The sequence below is a fragment of the Ensifer sp. genome, assembly GCF_031989085.1.
GTDB lineage: Bacteria > Pseudomonadota > Alphaproteobacteria > Rhizobiales > Rhizobiaceae > Ensifer.
Map to the genome: position 1 here is coordinate 206789 of NZ_DALZXU010000008.1, position 18944 is coordinate 225732.

Consider the following 18944-nt stretch of genomic DNA (forward strand, 5'->3'; position numbering starts at 1 on the left):
GTCGCGTGGGCCCGGTGGCAATTAGCGAGAACGGGTTAGCCTAAAGGGGTTGCCAGGTCAGGTGTGTTTTCTCTGCGCGCCCTTGTAATGATCGATGATTTCCTTTGCAGAAATTGGTTCCTTGGCCTTGCGACCGTAGAAATAGACGCCGCTGGCCCCATCCTCCGCGTAGCGCTCCGGAATAATCGCATCGAGATACTGCGTCCAGAAAAAGGCGAGCTTTGCGAGTTTGCCCAGCAGCACCGACTGGAACACGCTACGAACGAGATAATCGACCGACCACATGAACTGCGTTCCCGGCCCGCCATTGGCGCCGGACGAAATCGTCTCGAACCAGCGGAAGAGGTAGCGGTGGCCGCTTTCGCTGAAGCGGGTGAAATCGAACGCTCCCTCGTGCACCTGCTGCATGAAAGGCGTTTCGGCGTAAACGAGGCCCTCGTCGCGCAGCACGCGCCATATTTCCGAAACGACCTGCGCCGGCTGAAGCACGTGCTCGAGGACGGCCTGAATGACGACGGCATCGAAGAAGTCGTCCGGCAGCGGAATGTGATGGGCATCCGCAATGAACTGAATGAGCGGAGAGGCATAGACGTCGAACGCATAGACGCCGATTTCCCGCTTTTCGTAGAGCGGCTCCATACCCTGCCCGATGCTGCCGCCTCCGATGACGAGAAGCTTGGCCGGACGCCCGGCTGTCGCCTGCAACTCGCCGAGCAAACGATTGACGTTGGTGACCGTGGACTTTTTCGTGGGCGAGAGCAGCTTCTTGATCATCCCGGTCAAGCGACCATAGTGCTTGCGTTCGACGGGGCTTGCCGCCTCCGTGTGCACGATGTCACTCTCGTTGAAGACGGATTCGGAGAAATCGATCATCACCGGCTTGCCCCCGACGACGCGATAGGATGTCTCGCTATCGTCAGGATGTACCGGTTCCAGCTTGTCGGATGAAACGCGCTCAAGCTTCGAACCGGTGCGCGGGCAGCGCAATGCATCCAGGCATTCTTGCTCGTTGACCAGCATAGCTCATCCTCACGCCGCGCGAGGAATGGGTTCCACGGCTGGCGTTGCGATAGAAACTTGCGTCCGCTCAAACAGTTCCCTGAGGCGAACTATGGAATGGGGTTAAGCGCCGAACCGAAGGCGCGTTTGGAGCGCGGCGCACGAACAGGCTGCATCGCTCCACGAGCAAGGTTCTTGTTTCCCACCGCATCACAATAACTCTTCGCCAACGCCAATGTAAGGATTACGGGAACGGTCCAGAACCGCCCATAAAGGTGAGGAAATGCATTAGCCATCAAGGCAAACATCGATACGCTGATAAAGGCACAGGCCGCGTAGGCGGACCCGCCCGGGGCGCGAAAGGTCCGCATGATCGGCTGGAACGTGGCAGCGATCATGACGACAAAGCCGATCGCAGAAATCATGCCGCCTTCCGTGGAGAGCAGCAGGTACAGGTTATGGACCGGCTGTTCGACAACGCTTGTGACCTGAAACTGATCGGCTCCGAGCCCGACCCACATGTTGGCTTGCAGGCGATCGAGCGCCTCGTGGATCAACTCGACGCGATGGTCGAAGCTTCCGGCCTGGCTGAGGTCACCCGTCTCCAGTGCGCCGAGCACACGCTTCTGGAAGACGACAGGCAGGTAGTCGCGCCCGGCGTGCCCGATCCAAATGGCAAGGGGCGCCAGACACGCAGCCCCGACCACGACACGCTTCCACTGGCCGCTCAGCAGCATGAAGCCGAGGATCGCATAGGCAAAGCTCGCAAGGCCGGTGTTCGAGCCGGTGAGCAAGATGCCATAGGCCATCGCAACGGCGACGATCGCCGCGTAGACTTTTCCGATACGGCCGGTGGAGGCCAGCAGCAACAGGATCGGCATTGCCAGCGCAATCACCGCCGAGCACTCGTTCTCGCGCTCGACAAACCCGGTGAGCCGCCCATTACCGCTCACGAACGCCGTGTTCTTCTGCCCATCGAACTGGATCAGATAGACCCCGTGCAGGCACATGAGAAAAATGGAGAGAACATAGGCCTTGGCAAACAGCACCATCGCGCGCAGGTCGCGCCCGCAAAGGGCGATCGCGATCGCCAGGTAGGCAAACAGGTATTGCCCTACAATGACGATCCCGCGGATCGGCGCGGTGGACAACAGGCTGCTGACCATCAGCCCCGAGCAGAGCATCAAAAGCCCGCACAGCCACACGACCGACGACGCCCGACCCCAGAGCCTGAGCGGCAGCCCGGTCGAACACGCGCGCAGAACGAGGCTGATGCAGAAAAACAGATCACTCAGCGTGAAGTAGAAAAGGTCGAGGCGGAGGAAATTCACCGCCGAAAGGAAAACTGCCGTAACGGCACAGGCTAGCTCGATCCTCTGCCAAGGCGTTTCTTGTTGATATGGGCTCGACTGGAAACCGGTCGCTCGTGAAACATCCGCCATTGACGTCGACTACAACCATTTGGAAGTGCGGCCAGAATATCTGAACGCTAGACGTTTGAGATAATGCTTAAATTGTATCCCCTAAAATTCCCTTTGACATTGATCCCAAACTGCTCCCAAGTAAATACACGAATATGAAGCCTGACATCACTTGTTGACCGGCCGACGTGGGTGCAGATGGCTCCAGCGAAGGGCTCGAGATAGGCCATCATGCTGACATATGACCGTGAATTCGAAGCCGATGAGAGGGGCGGTCGCCGGCCCGGGCCGACAGCGCCGATTACGCGCGATGCCTCGTCCTATGAAATGGCAGCCCTCTACGACTTCTTCTGGCGGCACGCCAAACTCATCCTGATCACGACGCTGCTGGGCACCCTGCTCGCGACCATCATCACCCTGTCCTTGACAAAGATCTACACGGCCTCCTCGACGCTGGTTTTCGATCGCAACGATATCCGGCCGTATGAGGCCGTGGTCGAACTGCAGAAACAGGAACGCGACAAGTCTGCGATGGAGACCGAAATGGATCTCATCCAGTCGCGCGAGTTTCTAGGTTTCGTCGTCGACGATCTCAATCTGATGGACGACCCGTATTTCAACACCAAATTGCCGCCGGACACCGATATCCAGCAAGACACCTCATCGTTCTGGGGATGGCGATGGTCGCCGCGCAAGGCGCAGGCAGGACCGCGTCGCGTGACGACCGGTGAGGACGTGCAGCGTCCGAAAACCCTTGATCCCATCAATCGCGACCGGGTCATCACCAAACTCGCCGCCGCCATTTCCGCCGACCGCAAGGGCGAAAGCCTGGCGATGACCATTTTCGTGCAGCACCCCCTGGCGCTCTATGCAGCCGAGATCGCCAATGGGGTGGCAGCGGACTACGTCGTGTGGTCGACGCAGATGAAGGAACTGGCAGCGCACGCCACGGTCGATTCCCTCCGCACCCAGGCCAAGGACCTTGTGCTGTCCATCGCCAAGAAGGAGCGTGAGATCGCCGATTTCACCACCCGAAGCGACCTCACTTTCGATCCGCGTGACGATGTGCTGCGCGCTCGCACCGAACAGCTCAACCAGCAATTCACGCTGGCACGGGTCGACGAAGCGGGCGCATGGGCGAAAGTCGGCGAAGCCAAGAGCGTTCTTGCCACGACCGGCCTCGACTCCGCTGGCCGCGCGATGACGTCCGACCTGCTTGATTCGCTCAGGACCGAACAGGGGCGGCTGGAGCGCAGCCGTGCGCAACTGGCCTCGAAATTCGGAAAGAACCATCCGCAGGTGATCGAGATCGATGCAGAGCTGGGGTCCAACCGGCAGGTCATCGAAGGCGAAATCAACCGCATCCTCCAGGAGCTGGAAAATGATGCCAAGGTTGCGACGGTCAGGGTTAGGAAATTCGAGGAAGAGGTCGGCCGGCTGCAGAAGCAGATGCAGGATCGGAACCTGGATGAAATCCGCCGGCGCGAACTGGAGCGCGATCTGCTGACCGAGCAGAAGCGCTACGACGCCGTCGTCCTGAGGCTCGGCACGCTCGACCCGGAAAAGGATGAGATCAAGGCGACGGCCCGCATCGCCTCCTTCGCCGAAGTTCCGATCGACCCGTCATTTCCCAAGCCCGGCCTGCTGATCCCAATCGGCGGCCTCGCCTCGCTCCTGCTCGGCCTGGTCGGTGCGATCGCCGTGGAAGCGGCGGACAAGCGGGTGCGTACCGCGCGCGCCGTCGAAGCGATTGTCAACCAGCCAAACTACCTCTCGATCCCGGATCTCTCGGCGACGTTGAAGCCGGAGCAGACGCTTTACCGCTCCATTCTCTCCGACCCCCGTGCGCCGTTTGCGCGTTCGATGCGCTCCCTCTGCCTCGGTTGGAAGAGCCAGGACGCATCGAAGGTCGTCATGTTCTGCTCAGCCTCGGCGGGCGAGGGCAAGACCACCTGCGCCGTGGGGATGGCGACCGTCGCCGCCTTGAACGGCCTTCGCGCCGTGATCCTGGACATGGACCCAGGTCCGACCGGCGCAACGACTGTGGTCGGCGCACCGCAGCGGCCGTTCAACCTCGATCTTGTGGTCGACGGCGCGACCGATCCGGTGTCGATCAGTGCGCAGGCGCCCGATTTTCCCTTCGTCCATGTGCTCACGTCGCGCCTGACGCTGCAGGATCAGGAACGGGTCTTCGGCGAGCTTCGCCGGCATTTCGATCTGATCGTCGTCGATACGCCGGCCGCCGAAAACGACGATGATGCAATCTGGCTCGCGAGCCATGTCGACGCTGTGTTTGTTGTCGCCGCAGCCGAACGGACCAACGAGAAGGACCTTGTCGACCTCGTCGAACGGTTGACGACCAGCCGCGCACGGATCATCGGAAGCATCTTCAATTTCGCCGGTGTCTATCGGCCGAAGTCGGCGGGAAAATTGGCGCTGGACTGGCTGAAAGCCAGACTTGGCGCCTGGCGAAGCGGCAATTTCGGACTTAACGTCCGCCGTTCGTGATCAGCCGAAGCCCAGCCCATCAGGCAAGGGCGTGGAAGGGCGGTCGTCAGGCAGAACTGGCTGCGCCCTTTCGCGCAACGGTCGAGATCGGGCGACCAGTGTTCAATAACGAAAACGGGCAATAGTGCTCAGGTCGCCGGTCGCTTGTTGACCGCAGGTACGCTCTGAAGCCACTGCCCCAGATCACGCCCAAGCAGATTGCCCAGGCGCTCGGTCTCCGTTTCATAATAGCCCACCATGCGGGCGGAAAGTTCACGGGTCAGCGGCACATACTTGAACTCGTCTGAAATCACCGAACGCAGAGCCTCGAAGCCCTTGGTCTGGCGAAAGGGTGCCACGATCGGTTTCAGCGGTTTCAAGAGCCGCCGCAAGCGGGCGTCGACGAGCGGCTTGGTCTTGTCCTTCACCCTTTGCGCAACCGGTTCGAACGCCGGATTCTCCTCCAGCGTGAGAAAACGGCGCAGATCCCTGACCTGGCCGGCCGCGTCGCTTCTGATGTCCTCGTAGAAGAGAACGAGTATGCGATCGGCCGGGAAAAGATCGAGAAACCGGCGCAATTGCTGGAAGTATAGCCCGCCCTCCAGAAACCGGCCACCAGCGCCGTGGCGCGGATCGAGGTAGCGATCGATGTCGGCGGTCACCTCGCCACGGCGATGCAGCATGCAGTAGTCCGAATAGGCCCGTTCGACGGGATTGCGCAGCTGCGCTACCAGCCTCACGTCTGGAAGGCTCCTGTGAATCCGCTCCGCGGCAGCGGGCGTGTCGAGGTAGGAGTTCGATTTCTCGCCGATGACCAGCCCCGGGCTCGCCGGATTGAAATTCTCCAGGTACCAAGGGTCGCCCCGGTCGTGATAGCGGCTGAAGTAGTGGATTTCCGGATCCGGCATATACACCCGCGGATCCAGCTGCAGCGATTGTTGCAGCCAGGTGGTGGCGCTCTTGGTCGCGCCGATGATCAGGAAGTCGATATCGCGCAGTTCCATCGTCTGCTCCTTGGTAGCCAAAGTCAGAGTGCTGTCGTTCGTATTCCGGCGTTGCGACTGCGGCGTCCGGCCATGCGCCCGTAAAGCTGGCTGATGCCCTGAACATGCGTGTCGGTGCCGTATTTCGTCAGGGCGTTGGCACGGGCCGCCGAACTGATCCTGCGATGCTCGCCCGGCTTCATCAACAGCTTTTCAAGGGGATCGACGAACGCCTCCGGCCGTTCGGGCTCCACCAGGAACCCTGTGATACCATCGAGGATCGCCTCGACATTGCCGCCATGACGCGTGGCGATCACCGGCGTTTCCAGAAGCATGGCTTCAATCAGCGTGCGTCCGAACGGCTCGTTGATTGCTGGCACGAGCAATGCGTCGAGTGCGCCTATGCAAGGTTCGACCGGTGCCCGGAACCCCATCATCTTGATACGATCTTCCACCCCGAGTTCCACGGCGCGCGCGAGCATGGCCGGCTCCGGGTTCGGGAGATTGGGCGACGGCTCTCCGAAGACGAGACCGACGAGGGGGAAATCCGGGAAGCGCTCAAGAAACGCGTGCACGGCCTCCACAAACCTGACCGGCCGCTTCCTGTCGATCAAAGAACCGACATAACCGACGAAACGCGTCTCGCTGGCAAGGTCGAACTCGCGGATGAATTCGCTCCGACAGGCATCACGGTCAGGCAACAGGGCTGGATGGTCGAAAGGGCTGTGCAGCACGCTCAGCTTATGGGAGACAGGCAGGATCGGGCGCGTCGGCTGCACAAAGCGCGAGACCGTGACGATGTGATTGGCGAGAACAGGCGCGACGGTGTTCACGCCGAAGGCATTGGGGTCCCCGCGGTGGTGCCATAGCAGCCGCGCCCCGGAAAGTCGGGCAGCAAGCGCCCAGGTGGCGTGTATCTGGCCGTCATTGGTATGAACGATGTCGACCCGGTTTTCGCGAAGAAACCGCCTCAGGCGCGCGGTGGTGATAATGTAGTCCAGCGAGCGAGAGAGATTGCCGGCGACGCCGGCGGAGCGCCGTGGCGACATGACGGCAACCTCGGGCGCCACGACGAAATTCAGTCCGCGTTCGCGCAGATAGTTTTCCAGCGCCTCGCCGGTCCGATGCAGGACAATGAGAGGTTCGAACGTCGAGCGGTCGAGCGCGAGGATCAAGCCGACGGCGGAAATGTGGCTGCCGCCGACTTCATCTCCCACGAATGGATAGGCCACCACGAGGCGGTCACCGTCGCTCAGGATTTCTCCCCCCTGGATCGCGCCTCCGAGGCGCGGCGTCCGTTTCTTCGTCTTTTCGAATGTAATGCCGCTGTTCCTGATCATCCGCGTTTGCGTCCGGGAAAGACACTCTGCGCCAATCTCTCTCAACGGCTGGAGCGGACCTTGGATCCCTCCGGGCATTCTGCATGTCATTTTCGCCGCCCGGAAACCTCGCATCACGACGGCCAGAAACGCGTTATGAGTATGACGCAAGAGAAATGGTAATCTATAATCATTTATGCGTAGTACATTTGGATAAAGATGAAATAAGTTAATCTTTACAGGTTGGTCTTTCATCACAATATCGCCAACCCGTCCGCTTTTCGAGCAAATGTCTTTGACCTCAGGTCGAAGGGAAGAATATAGTCTCTCGGAAAAGCGATCTCCGAGCCTTACTTCTTCTTTCGAGAGGCACAATCGTATGATGGGATTAACGAGCCTATTGGGCACATTGAGCCCGACGGGAAAAATTTCCGTTTCCCGCGACGCGGTGTTTGTTGGTTGCTGGCCAGGCTCGGACGCCCGAAGACGGGCAGATGCGGAAATACCGTCGGCTGCGGGCGAAATGCGATCGGCTCATGCTCGATCGCTGGATTTCTCGGGCGGCAGCGACCCCCATCAGATTCATGCCGGATCCGTGCTGGAAAAAGACGCAGGCGGCTAGTCCTGCCCGAAGCCCAGTCATCCTCACCCGGGGATTGCCAGGAGAGTAGTGGAGAGGTCCGATATGATCTTTATCGATCCGCTGTTTCTTTTTGTATTTTTGCCCGCAACACTTTTGGCTTTCTACCTCGCCACGTGGTTCTGGGGGCGAAACGCCGCCCTGCTCGTCATCTTTCTTGCTTCGCTGATATTCTACGTGCCCTATGGCATCTCGTCCGCCGTGCTGCTGCTCATGGCGCTTCTGGTCAACTTCAGCGTCGCCGTGGCACTTCTGCGGCTACCCGACGGCCATCCGCGCCGCGGCAGGTTGTATGGGCTGGGACAGTTCTACAACATCGCGTCACTGCTTTACTTCAAGTACAAGATCGTTTCCGTGATCCTCGGCGGAGGCGGCAATCTCATGACCGATGTCGCCGGCGTCGCGATCCCGGCCGGCATCTCGTTCTACACCTTTCATCAGGCAGCCTTCCTCGCCGACGCCTATGGCCGCGAGAAGAGCGTGGTCGAATTTTTCCAGGACATCAGGTCGCTCAAGGCCGGCTTTTGGGCTTTCTGCCGCTATGGCGCATTTGTCAGCTTTTTCCCGCAGCTGATCATCGGACCGATCACGTATTTCCACGAGTTCCACCCGCAGGTCCGATCCCGGAAGTTTCTGCATTTCGATCCGGTCAACATTGCCGTCGGACTGGCATTCGTCTCGATCGGCATGTTCAAGAAGGTCGTCATTGCCGACAACATAGCGCCGACGGTCGACATCGTGTTCGGCGCTGCGCAGGTGGGGGCGGTCATGGACCCGGCGCACGCCTGGATCGGCGCGCTTTCCTACATGGCGCAACTCTATTTCGACTTCTCCGGTTACTCGGACATGGCGCTCGGCTTGGCCCGCATGTTCGGTCTGCGCTACCCAATAAACTTCTTCTCTCCCTTCAAGGCGACGGGCATCATCGATTATTACCGCCGCTGGCACATGACGCTGACGCGGGTGATCGCCCGCTTTCTGTTCACGCCGCTGTCCATCGCCGGGACCCGCTACAGCCTTGAACGCCGGCTGCCTCCGGTGCCTGCGCAGATCGTCAGCTTGTGGATCCCGATCATGATCAACTTCCAGATCATCAGTCTCTGGCATGGCGCGACATGGACCTTTGTCGCGTTCGGCGTGATGCATGGCCTGTGGTACGCAAGCGAAGCGCAAATCCGGGCCAGCAAGACATACAGGACCATGCGCAAGACGGCTTCGCCATTCGTCCGGCTGTCGATCGAACGTGCCATCTTCTTCGTGCTGCTCTGCCTGAGCCTTTCCATGTTCCGCTCGGAGAGCGTCGGCGCGGCCTTTCATCTCTACGCGCAGATGTTCGGCGCGTCGCCCGGAGCTCCCTCCACGTTCGAAATGCGCGAGCCGGTGTTCATTCTGCTGTGCGCATTTTCGATCATCTACTTCATGCCGAACGGCGTCGAGCTTTTGCGTCGCTACCGTCCGGCCATCATGACCTACGAGAACGAGAGTTACGGTTTCACATTCCTGCGCAGCCTGTGGCGGCCTTCCTGGGCGTGGGCCATGTTCGCTGGCGTCCTGACGGTCTCGTCGCTGTTCTATGTCGGGCGACAACCGCCGTTTCTATATCAGGGGTTCTGAACATGATTGAAAAAGCGGTCACGATGTCGGGACAGCCACCCGGCGGGACGCGCGCCAGCCGATGGACAGGATCGCGCGCGGACGGCATATCACGCAAAGGCCCAGGCAGGCCCCGCTTGCGGGCCGCATTTCCGATGCTGGCAACCTTTGCCTTTATCTGGATGATGTATCTGTCGGCGGTCGTCGCCGTCATGGCTACCGACCCCTACGACATTTATCGCTGGGGATCGAAGGTCCAGTTCACCGTGAACGACGTGCCGCGTGACAATGTCATCCGCCTGATCGATGCGATCGCCAAGAAGACCGAGATCAACACGTTCCTCGTCGGCGGCTCGACGACAGCCATGTACTCCCCCGACGATATCGAAGCCGCGTTGGGCGGTAAGACGGTTGCCTACAATCTGAGCTACGGGGGGCCACGTCCGATGGATCGCGACATCGTTCTCGATCAGCTCGCCGACAACTCCCACAGCAAGCGCATCATCATCACCTTCGACTGGATGTACATTCTTGCCCCTGAAGCCATGCGCAACGGCTTTCCGGAATTCCTCTACGATCATGAGGTCGCCGACGATATTCGCATGGTCGATCTCGACGCGCTTGTCCGCACGCTGCAAATCATGACGGGGCAGGATGAGTACGATTCAAGAGACGGTGAGCGTTACGCAACCTTCGTCAAACAGCAGTACAGGTCATTCCAGAAGCCGGCACAAATGTCCAAGTTGCGCTCGCTCGTCGAGCAATACAGGTCTGTCATCGACACGCCGAGCGGCAGGTCTTGCACCAGCTTCAATGCGATCGACGAGCAGCTCGTTCCCAGGATCAGGCGGTTTGCGGCGGCCGGCGTCGAGATCGACATCGTCATGCCCATTCTTTCCTACGCCAACTACTATTCGCGCATGAGCGATACCAGCCCGACGCTGCTGGACGAAGTCTTGCTTTCGCGGCGGTGCCTGGTGGAGGCGGTCGGCGGTCTTCGCAACGTGCGCATATTCGCGTTCGATGACGATCCGGCAACCGCTGGGGATCTTGCGAATTTTCGCGACCCCGGCCACGTCCACAATCCTGAAGTCCTGAAGATGACCCTGTCAGCGCTTTCGACGGGCACGCACATGCTCACACGCGCCAATGTCGGAGCCTATGAGCGCCGCATCCGGACGGAAGTGAAGAACTATCATGTCTACAACAGTTTCCTTCGCATTCATTGAGGGCACGCCTGTCGGGACGGCAGGCCACTGCGAGGCGAACACGTTCACCCCGGGAATGGAATCGATGTCTATTCACAACGCCTATCTCACCCAAGTCGCCGATATCATGCGAGATCTTTTCGATGAACATACCGGGCCGATCACCGAAGCGACGACCGCCCGGGACATCGCCCAGTGGGACAGCCTCTCGCATGTCAGGTTCATGGCGCTCGTCGAACAGGAATTCGGGATCCGCTTCACCACGGCCGAAGTCCAGACGTTCACGAATCTTGGAAGCTTGATCGACGCATTGATCAAACGGAAAAGTTGATCGGAACGGCATCACAGGTGGGACGCAGCGATGACCGACTTTCCCTGGCGCAAGCCGCTCGACGACGACTGGGGCGCGCAGATCGCAGAGATCGAAGCCACGCTCAGCGCGGGAGACGTGCCCGACTACGCCCGCACCAAAGCGCTCGCCAACGAGCGCCTCGGCATGCGGGAACAATTGAAGGTGGAACGGCTGGCGGCCCGCATGCGCGGGCGAGGCCAACAGGGTTTTACGCCCTTCAAAATCGGTCTGCTCGGTAGTCGAACCTTGAGCTATTTCGCAGCACCGCTTGCAGCCGCGGGTCTGGCGCGCGGCCTGATGGTGGACGTGCAGGAGGCTCCTTACAACAGCGTCGCGCGTTTTGCGTTCTCCGCCACTACGTTCTTTGAAGGCGCGCTCGATGCCGTTCTCGTCGTTCTCGATGAAAGCGCTCTTGGGCGGCCGCCGCGCCTCCTCGATGCAGCAGCCGAGGACGAGGCTCTGAGGCAGGCAACGTCGCTGGTCGACGCCATTGCTGCCGCTGCCCGTTCCAGGAACGGGTGCCCGGTGATCGTCGCGACCCAACCGCCGCCCTTGCAGATTGCCGCGGCCGACATCGCGACACCGGGCTCGGCGGCGCGGTTCAACCTGCGCGTCAACATGATGCTCGCCGACGGCGCTGCTGAGGGACGCTGGCTGCTGTGGGATCAGGCGGCACTTGCCGCTTGGGTGGGGCTCGAGCGCTGGCTCGATCCGATTTCCTTTCATGCGGCAAAGGTCCCGTTCAACGTTCAGATGTGCCCGCTTGCCGCCGACAACATAGCCGGCATCCTCGCCGCGATGAAAGGCAAGGCGGCGCGAGCCCTCGTTCTCGATCTCGACAACACGCTCTGGGGCGGTGTCATCGGCGATGATGGGATCGGCGGGATCCGGCTCGGCCAGAACTCGCCGGAAGGCGAGGCTTTTGTCGCCTTCCAGAACTTCGTCTTGAGCCTGCGCGATCGCGGCGTCGTCCTGGCGGTCTGTTCGAAAAACGACGAGGCGGTCGCGCGCAAGCCGTTTGCGAACCATCCCGACATGATCCTGCGCGAGCAGCACTTTGCCGTGTTCCAGGCCAACTGGAACGACAAGGCGACCAATATCAGTTCGATCGCCCAAGCGCTCAACCTGGGCCTGGAATCGCTTGCCTATGTCGACGACAATCCCGCCGAGCGCGAACGCGTGCGACAGGAACTGCCGCTCGTTGCCACAATCGAGGTTGGCGAAGATCCTTCCTTTTTCATCGAACGCATCGCACGGTCCGGCGTATTCCAGCACCTGGCGCTGAACGCGGACGACCTGGCACGGGCCAGCAGCTATGAAAGTTTCGCCCGGGCGGCAGACATTCGCACGCAGCTCGGCAATTATGACGATTACCTGCGGTCGCTTGAAATGCAGATGACGATATCGCCGTTCGACGCTGTCGGGCGCCCGCGCATCGTCCAACTGGTCAACAAGTCCAATCAGTTCAACCTGACCACCCGTCGCTACAACGAAGAAGACATCCGGAAAATGCAGGAAGGCGCGGATGTCTTCGGCTGGCAGGTTCGCCTCGACGACCGGTTCGCGCAGCACGGCATGATCGGGGTCGTCATCGTTCGCAAGCGCGCCGCCGAATGGGAAATCGACAGTTGGCTCCAGTCGTGCCGCGTGCTGGAGCGCGGGGTCGAGCAGTGCATGATGAACACGCTCTTCACCGCGGCCTCGGCGGCAAAGGTCGAGCGTGTGGTCGCGCGCTATATTCCAACGGACCGCAACCAGATGGTGGCGGATTTCTACACGCGGTTCGGTTTTGAAGTGGCGAAGCGCCATGAGGACAGCTCGGTCGAGTTTCTTTGCCCGGTGCCCGCATACAAGCCAAAACCCGTGTTCATCGAAACGAACTTGAACTTATAGCGACGTCCCGCGTTCGTCTCGATCCGGCCGCGTGCTGGGGGAGATGGATCGGTCCGGGCGGTCGGCAAAGCATGGCTTATCTCGGGAATGTGGTGCGACGGTCAACGCACGGAATGTGGTATAGAGCGGTGACCAGGAGTAAAAACCGATGTCGTTCGTCCAGCCGTCTTGTCGTGGCGAACCGGTGTGGAGCCCTAGCAGGAGATTTCACATGACCGATGCAGTGAGGGCGGTTTCGAGCATGAGTGGCCGGCGGTTGCGCGGCCGCCCCCGTAGATGGTGGGCGGGGCTCGCGCTGGCGGTTCTGGCGCTGGCCGTCTCGACTGGGCCGGCACCGGCGGAAGAGCGGCCCGCGTTCCCGGGAGCGGAGGGTTACGGAAAGGCGGCGACCGGGGGGAGGGACGGGGCGATCATCCCCGTTATCAACCTCAACGACGCCGGCCCGGGCAGCCTGCGCGCCTGCATCGATCTCAGCGGTCCACGCAATTGCGTTTTCCGCGTCGGCGGAACGATCAAGCTGAAGAGCTCGCTGGTGGTGCGCGACCAGAACGCCAACCTGTCCATTCTCGGCCAGACGGCGCCAGGCGGCGGCATCCTGTTGACGATCGACCAGACAAACAGCGAGGGCATGCACACGCCGTTCGTCGTCAAGGGATCGGCCAACGTCATTATACGGCATCTGCGCATGCGACCGCAGTTTCCCAACTCGATCCCCAATGTCGATGGCGTGACGATCGAGGACAGCCGGCTCGTCTATGTCGACCACGTTTCGACATCCTGGGCGACCGACGAGAACATCAACGCCTATGCGACGACGACCGACCTGACGATCGCCAATTCTATTTTTGCCGAGGGGCTGAACAAGCACAGCAAATGCGCGCTGCTCGGCTCGGACCCGCGCGCACCCCAAAACATCAGCTTTTGGAAAAACGCCTGCGTTTCCAATCGCGACAGGAACCCCGATGACAACCACTATGGCGGATCCTGCATCGAGATCGTCAACAATCTCTTCTTCAACGCGGCCTCGGAATGGGGCGAGATCTTCTCGCAGTTTCCCGGCGGAACGCCGATCTCCTTTGTCGGCAACTATTTCAAGGCTGGGCCGAGCACCAATGAAGTGACCTATGCGATGAACTGGAACGACACGGCCAGCGTCGACAACCCGAAAATCTACAACAGCGGCAACGTGACCTGGAGTTTCGGCAAGAAATCGATCGTCGCGGTCGCGCCCGACACGGTCGGCTTCATCGTCGACAAGCCACCCTGTCCCCTGGCGATCGCAAACCCCGAACCGGCGGAGGCCATGTACGCCTCGGTCACGGCAACCGCGGGCGCTTTCCCGCGCGATGGCATCGACGAAAGGGTAATCGCCGAAATCGGGCCGATCGGACAAAAGGGCGGCGGCAAGATGATCCGGGCCCCGGGCGCCTTGCCACAGATTGCCGCTGGTGAACCCTATCTCGATTCCGACAATGACGGGATGGCCGACGCGGTGGAGCCGCAGTTTGGCGCCGCGGCCGCCCGCAGCGACCCCTGGGTCGATGGCGACGGCAACGGCTGGTCGAACTTCGACGATTTCATGCAATGGCTCTCCGAAGAACGCATCGCCGGACGCTACCCGACCGACTGAATGGTCTTCTTCGGCTAACGGCTAAACGTGCCGACGGTAGGCGACGTACATCGACGCCAGCCAGATGGTCGACATGACGATGTGGGCGACATTGGCGCCCATGGCGCCGATCTGCGGGATAAAGATCAGCGCGGTCACATAGAAGCCGACGACCGAGACGATCACGCTCGACAGGATCTTGTGCTCCTCGCCCATCGCCAACAGCGCCGAGCGGAAGACGGCACCGACCAGCGTCATCGTTACGGCGATGGATTGCACGATGACAAGCGGTGCGGCGCCGACGAATTGCGGCCCCGCGGTCCAGCGCAGCAGCGGCTCTATCGTCACGTAAAAGGCGCCGATCATGGCGATGCCGAGTGCCAGAAGCAGCCACTGCGTCTGGAAGACGGCGCGGCGGAACTCTGCGCGCGCACCCGCGACCCACGTGCGCGCGAGTTCGGGATAGAGCACGGTCTGGACCTGAACGCCCGCCTGCTGCGCCAGGCGGCCGACGCGTTTGGCGATATGAAACAGCCCGGCAGACGCCGGATCGGCGAGATAGCCGACCAACAACGTGTCGAGTTCGTTGGCGCTGGCGCGAATTGTGAGCGAGATATTGGCGGAGATCGCAAACTTCCACAGACCCGGAAAGCGCGTGCGCAACTGTGCAAGCGAGGCCGTCGCCAGCCCGTCAAGCAAGCCTTCGCGCCGGAGCGCAACAAGGGAAAAGACGACGAGCGAAATCGAACTCAGCACTTGTGCCGCCATCCAGATCAACGCGAACGCGAAGAGCCCTGCGCCAGCGAGATAGCCTAGAAGGCAGAGCAGGACGCGCAGCATGCTGGAAATCACCTGGCCATAGGCAAGCGATGTGAACCGGCCGAAAAGCCTCAGCACTGCCGTCGGCATGCCGGAAAGCTGAAAGGGAAGGACAAAGCAATACATCAGCACCAGGCCGCGCGTCTCCTGCGACACGCCGATTAGCGGCGCTGCGAAAAGAACGAGCAGGACGGCGATCAGGCAACCGGCAATGGCGGCCGAAACATCTAGAAGCAGACCGAATTTCAGGATCACCCGCAGATCATCGTCGCGCCCGGCCTCTTTCGCCTCCGCTCCGAACTTGATCAGTGGCTGCCACGACTGGAAGCTGACGAGCCGTTCGACCGCCCGGGTGAAGGCAAAACACAAGGCAAGTACGCCATAGTCCGCCGGCCCGAGCGCGCGCGCCGTCAGCGCGAAACCGGCAAGACCGACAATTGAGCCGAGAAAATTGCCGGCCATCAGGTGCGCGACCGCCTGCAGCCGCTCCTTCAGGCTCTTTTCCCGGTTCGCTATTTCGCCAAACGCCTTCGTGGCGCGTCGTAGTTTCTTGCGGATCGTCACGCACGCCATCCGAAAGCCCGAGCCGGGCACGCCGGTGAACAACAAAGCAGTCTGAGCAAGAGCAAGTTTCGACGACAGAGCCCTTGGTCTTCCACCATCGAGACTTGGTATAACACTTCAGGAGTAATCCATCGGGGTAATAAAAAACGAAATAAGGCCCCCAACGGCATTGCGTATTATAATGTTACCGCTCCTTCTGCTTTTCAATCAAATTCCTTTGACGATTTGACGAATGGCAGAATATAGTCTGCCAGCAATACGATCTGCGAATGTTGTCTTTTCTTTCGAGGGGCGCAATTGCATGACGGCAATCATGAGTTCATTCGACAACCGCGGCCTGGCGAGACGGATATCAAAATATCTACTCGCAGCGATCCTGTGCCTTTTTCTCAGCCTGGCGGCCGGAGCAGGGATAACTGCGGAGTACCACCTGGCGACCGGCGACATCCTGACCTTCGACTTTCTAGACGATGCGGAACTCCCGGTGACGGTGACGATCTCCAGCGACGGCGATGCCCAGTTTCCCTTGATCGGATCGGTCAAGATCGACGGGCTGACGGTCACGGCGGCGCTTGAAAAGCTGCGGTCTGAATATCGCTCGCGCGAAATCCTGATCGATCCCAAGCTTTCGCTCAACATTTCGACTTTCCGCCCGATCTTCGTTTTAGGCGAAGTGCGCAGCCCCGGATCCTTTCCTTTCTACAGTGGGCTGACCGTCGAGCAGGCCGTCGGTCTGGCGGGCGGCACCCAGATCGCTGCCGTCAACGCGTCCGACCGGATCGTTGCGCGGGCACGATTGCGCGGCGAAATCGAGGGCTCTGACGCTCAGATCGTCTACGAGGCCGTTTATGCGGCGCGCTTGGTCGCCCAGCTGAAGAACAGCGCCAAGATCGACCTGAAGGACGTGCCGGAAGTTGCCAGGGAGTTCGTCACGAACCTGCCCCTCAAAGGGGTTATCGAAGTGGAAGAAAAGATCCTGAACGCCGACCTTGCCGCCAACAAGTCACAGACCACCATATTGTCGGAAGGCATCGTGCAGGGCGAAGGCGCAATCGACATCCTTGAGCAGCTGGTGGCGCAGCAAAAGGAAGTTGTCGACATCAACCAGAAGGATCTTGAGCGGGTGAGCTCGCTGCGCAAGCGCGAACTCAATACCGAAAGCGACCTGTCGCGCGCCAAAAACAACGCCTCGAACGAAAAGTCGCAGCTGCTGGAGACCTTCGCGACGCTCGCCCGCTCGCGCCGGGAGCTGAGCGAAATGAAACTGCAGCTCGCCAAACTCAGCGCCGATCGTGAGAAGGAAATTCTGATGCAGCTGCAGGAGCGCGAGGTCGAGATCAAGAAACTGATCGCGACCCGGCAGGCCGCCCAGGAACAGATCCTGTTGATGGCGGCAGCGACGGCCGATGAGGCCAACAAGACCAATATCACCTACACCTACGAGATCCGCCGCAATCCCGTCGGCGGCAAGCCGGCGAGCCTCGAAGCTTCGACACTGACGGAAATGCTGCCCGGCGACGTGCTGGTGGTGGCCATCACCGGCATGTAGGCCAGCATCGTCGCACAGGTTCAACAGCATCGACTGCAGCAAGCAACGCCCCGAGTGTAGCATCTGACGGAGAGTGGATTGAGACGCAACGGCCGAACGTTGGAGATGGGGGGCATCGCTACGCCAGTTGAAAATGGTCGGATCGCCAGCGTTTTCGTCGCTGGCGCACTGTTCATCCTCTGCATGCCGCTGATGCTGGCGACCGCCATGATCGTGTTTGCCACCCTCGGTCGCCCGCTCATCTTCCGGCAATTGCGGGCCGGCATCGCGGCCAGGCCCTTTTCCATCATAAAGTTTCGCACCATGCGCGAGGACCGTGACGCGACCGGCCAGCTGTTGCCCGATCACCTGCGCGAGACGCGGCTCACGCGCCTTCTGCGCCGAATACGGCTCGACGAGCTGCCGCAATTCCTGTCCGTCGCCCGAAACGAGATGGCCTTCGTCGGACCGCGCCCACTCGGACCCGTCACCATAGCGGGCTTCGGCGAACTCGGACGCGTGCGGTGCCGGGTCCTGCCCGGCATCACCGGCTGGGCGCAGGTCAACGGCAACACCCGGCTTTCGAACGAGGAGAAACTGGCGCTCGACATCTGGTATGTCGATCATGCCGGCTGGTGGCTCGACACACGTATCCTCCTGCTGACCGTATCGACCCTGATTGCGGGTGAGAAGCGAAACGCCACGTCCATCCACGAGGCTGAGCGCCACGTCGCCGAACGCTACGGCGCCTGCGTGCTGCTCACATCGACGGGAGAAGACCGCCGATGAGCAAGCGCGCAAAGCCGAAAGGAAGGCCGGCACTGCCCGCTCCGCTCTCGTTCGGTCGGACACTGGTGATCGCGCCGCACCCGGATGACGAGGTTCTTGGCGCTGGCGGTACGATTGCGCGGCTGACCGCGGAAGGCGAACGGGTGTTCGTGGCGATCGTGACCGAGGGGCGGCCACCGGCCTATTCGACCGAGAGTATCGCGACCGTCCGCGCGGAAGCCAATCAGGCCCACGCGCTTTTGGGGGTGGAGGAAACCTTCTGGCTTGGTTTCGAGGCCGCTGGCCTCGATCTAGCCGGCCATTCCGCGGTCAACGGCGCGCTCTCCGATCTTGTGCGCGTCCTGTCGCCCGAAACCGTTCTCCTGCCTTTTCCGGGCGATATTCACAAGGATCACCAGCTGGCTTTCCTGTCGGCGCTGGTGGCGAGCCGTCCGCACCAGGAGAGCTTTCCCCATCGCATCCTGGCCTATGAAACCCTTTCCGAGACCAACTGGAACGCGCCCTATCTGACGCCGTCCTTCACGCCGAACGTCTTCGTCGACATTTCACGTCATCTCGACCGGAAGCTCGAAGCCATGGCGTGCTTCGCCTCCCAGATCCGCTTGCCGCCGCACGAGCGATCGACGCGCACGCTGTCGGCGCTGGCGCAACTGCGCGGGGCGACCGTGATGAGCGACGCGGCCGAAGCCTTTGTTCTGGTTCGCTGGATGCTTCCACAGACGCGCTCGTGACGCAGACGG

The 18944-nt window shown here is 60.8% G+C and carries 14 protein-coding genes; 9 read left to right on the forward strand and 5 right to left on the reverse strand.

Going from position 1 to position 18944, the window contains the following annotated elements:
* Positions 1-57: 57 nt before the first annotated feature.
* Positions 58-1020, reverse strand: a complete 963-nt coding sequence (locus RTP54_RS25850) for a class I SAM-dependent methyltransferase (protein ID WP_312366498.1) — start codon at positions 1018-1020, stop codon at positions 58-60.
* 89 nt (positions 1021-1109) lie between these two features.
* The gene (locus RTP54_RS25855; protein ID WP_112834045.1) at positions 1110-2441 is read right to left on the reverse strand and encodes an O-antigen ligase family protein; all 1332 of its coding nucleotides are present in this window, start codon (positions 2439-2441) and stop codon (positions 1110-1112) included.
* 210 nt (positions 2442-2651) lie between these two features.
* Here RTP54_RS25855 and RTP54_RS25860 point away from each other — a divergent pair, with 210 nt between their 5' ends.
* A complete protein-coding gene (locus RTP54_RS25860) occupies positions 2652-4928 on the forward strand; it encodes a GumC family protein (protein ID WP_112816306.1) in 2277 nt (758 codons plus the stop codon).
* A gap of 128 nt (positions 4929-5056) precedes the next feature.
* Here the strand turns inward: RTP54_RS25860 and RTP54_RS25865 are convergent, their stop codons facing one another.
* Both RTP54_RS25865 and RTP54_RS25870 read right to left on the reverse strand, forming a co-directional pair.
* Entirely contained in the window at positions 5057-5911 is an 855-nt protein-coding gene (locus RTP54_RS25865) for a sulfotransferase (protein ID WP_312366500.1), read from the reverse strand.
* Between the two features lie 23 nt (positions 5912-5934).
* Entirely contained in the window at positions 5935-7464 is a 1530-nt protein-coding gene (locus RTP54_RS25870; protein WP_112834047.1) for a glycosyltransferase family 4 protein, read from the reverse strand.
* A 430-nt stretch (positions 7465-7894) separates the two neighbouring features.
* On the opposite strand from RTP54_RS25870, the gene RTP54_RS25875 reads away from it, so the two are divergent.
* The 5 genes from RTP54_RS25875 to RTP54_RS25895 all read left to right on the forward strand — a co-directional run bounded on the left by RTP54_RS25875 (position 7895) and on the right by RTP54_RS25895 (position 14525).
* On the forward strand, positions 7895-9463 hold the full coding sequence (locus RTP54_RS25875) for an MBOAT family O-acyltransferase (RefSeq protein WP_112816309.1): 1569 nt from the start codon (positions 7895-7897) through the stop codon (positions 9461-9463).
* 2 nt (positions 9464-9465) lie between these two features.
* Positions 9466-10671, forward strand: coding sequence for a TonB-dependent receptor (locus RTP54_RS25880; protein ID WP_409517215.1), 1206 nt, complete (start codon positions 9466-9468; stop codon positions 10669-10671).
* On the forward strand, positions 10640-10981 hold the full coding sequence (locus RTP54_RS25885; protein ID WP_312366505.1) for an acyl carrier protein: 342 nt from the start codon (positions 10640-10642) through the stop codon (positions 10979-10981). Before RTP54_RS25880 ends, RTP54_RS25885 begins: the two co-directional genes overlap by 32 nt.
* A 30-nt stretch (positions 10982-11011) precedes the next feature.
* On the forward strand, positions 11012-12895 hold the full coding sequence (locus RTP54_RS25890; RefSeq protein WP_312366507.1) for an HAD family hydrolase: 1884 nt from the start codon (positions 11012-11014) through the stop codon (positions 12893-12895).
* A gap of 211 nt (positions 12896-13106) precedes the next feature.
* Positions 13107-14525 carry a hypothetical protein gene (locus tag RTP54_RS25895; protein WP_312366509.1) on the forward strand — a complete coding sequence of 473 codons (1419 nt, stop codon included), beginning with the start codon at positions 13107-13109 and terminating at the stop codon, positions 14523-14525.
* Between the two features lie 21 nt (positions 14526-14546).
* Here RTP54_RS25895 and RTP54_RS25900 read toward each other — a convergent pair whose 3' ends face one another.
* Positions 14547-15887 carry an oligosaccharide flippase family protein gene (locus RTP54_RS25900; RefSeq protein ID WP_312366511.1) on the reverse strand — a complete coding sequence of 447 codons (1341 nt, stop codon included), beginning with the start codon at positions 15885-15887 and terminating at the stop codon, positions 14547-14549.
* Positions 15888-16200: 313 nt separating this feature from the next.
* On the opposite strand from RTP54_RS25900, the gene RTP54_RS25905 reads away from it, so the two are divergent.
* From RTP54_RS25905 to RTP54_RS25915, 3 genes are all read left to right on the forward strand, one after another.
* Positions 16201-17436 carry a polysaccharide biosynthesis/export family protein gene (locus RTP54_RS25905; protein ID WP_312366513.1) on the forward strand — a complete coding sequence of 412 codons (1236 nt, stop codon included), beginning with the start codon at positions 16201-16203 and terminating at the stop codon, positions 17434-17436.
* Positions 17437-17514: 78 nt separating this feature from the next.
* Positions 17515-18204: a sugar transferase gene (locus RTP54_RS25910; RefSeq protein ID WP_312366514.1), complete on the forward strand. Its 690-nt coding sequence runs from the start codon at positions 17515-17517 to the stop codon at positions 18202-18204.
* A complete protein-coding gene (locus RTP54_RS25915) occupies positions 18201-18935 on the forward strand; it encodes a PIG-L deacetylase family protein (RefSeq protein ID WP_112811002.1) in 735 nt (244 codons plus the stop codon). The genes RTP54_RS25910 and RTP54_RS25915 overlap by 4 nt, the downstream gene beginning before the upstream one ends.
* Positions 18936-18944: the final 9 nt, after the last annotated feature.

What these genes read in the sequence shown, in the direction of transcription:
- RTP54_RS25850 (WP_312366498.1), bottom strand. Translation starts at nt 1,020, where the DNA reads ATGCTGGTCAACGAGCAAGAATGCCTGGATGCATTGCGCTGCCCGCGC.
- RTP54_RS25855 (WP_112834045.1), bottom strand. Translation starts at nt 2,441, where the DNA reads ATGGCGGATGTTTCACGAGCGACCGGTTTCCAGTCGAGCCCATATCAA.
- RTP54_RS25860 (WP_112816306.1), top strand. Translation starts at nt 2,652, where the DNA reads ATGCTGACATATGACCGTGAATTCGAAGCCGATGAGAGGGGCGGTCGC.
- RTP54_RS25865 (WP_312366500.1), bottom strand. Translation starts at nt 5,911, where the DNA reads ATGGAACTGCGCGATATCGACTTCCTGATCATCGGCGCGACCAAGAGC.
- RTP54_RS25870 (WP_112834047.1), bottom strand. Translation starts at nt 7,464, where the DNA reads ATGAAAGACCAACCTGTAAAGATTAACTTATTTCATCTTTATCCAAAT.
- RTP54_RS25875 (WP_112816309.1), top strand. Translation starts at nt 7,895, where the DNA reads ATGATCTTTATCGATCCGCTGTTTCTTTTTGTATTTTTGCCCGCAACA.
- RTP54_RS25880 (WP_409517215.1), top strand. Translation starts at nt 9,466, where the DNA reads ATGATTGAAAAAGCGGTCACGATGTCGGGACAGCCACCCGGCGGGACG.
- RTP54_RS25885 (WP_312366505.1), top strand. Translation starts at nt 10,640, where the DNA reads ATGTCTACAACAGTTTCCTTCGCATTCATTGAGGGCACGCCTGTCGGG.
- RTP54_RS25890 (WP_312366507.1), top strand. Translation starts at nt 11,012, where the DNA reads ATGACCGACTTTCCCTGGCGCAAGCCGCTCGACGACGACTGGGGCGCG.
- RTP54_RS25895 (WP_312366509.1), top strand. Translation starts at nt 13,107, where the DNA reads ATGACCGATGCAGTGAGGGCGGTTTCGAGCATGAGTGGCCGGCGGTTG.
- RTP54_RS25905 (WP_312366513.1), top strand. Translation starts at nt 16,201, where the DNA reads ATGAGTTCATTCGACAACCGCGGCCTGGCGAGACGGATATCAAAATAT.
- RTP54_RS25915 (WP_112811002.1), top strand. Translation starts at nt 18,201, where the DNA reads ATGAGCAAGCGCGCAAAGCCGAAAGGAAGGCCGGCACTGCCCGCTCCG.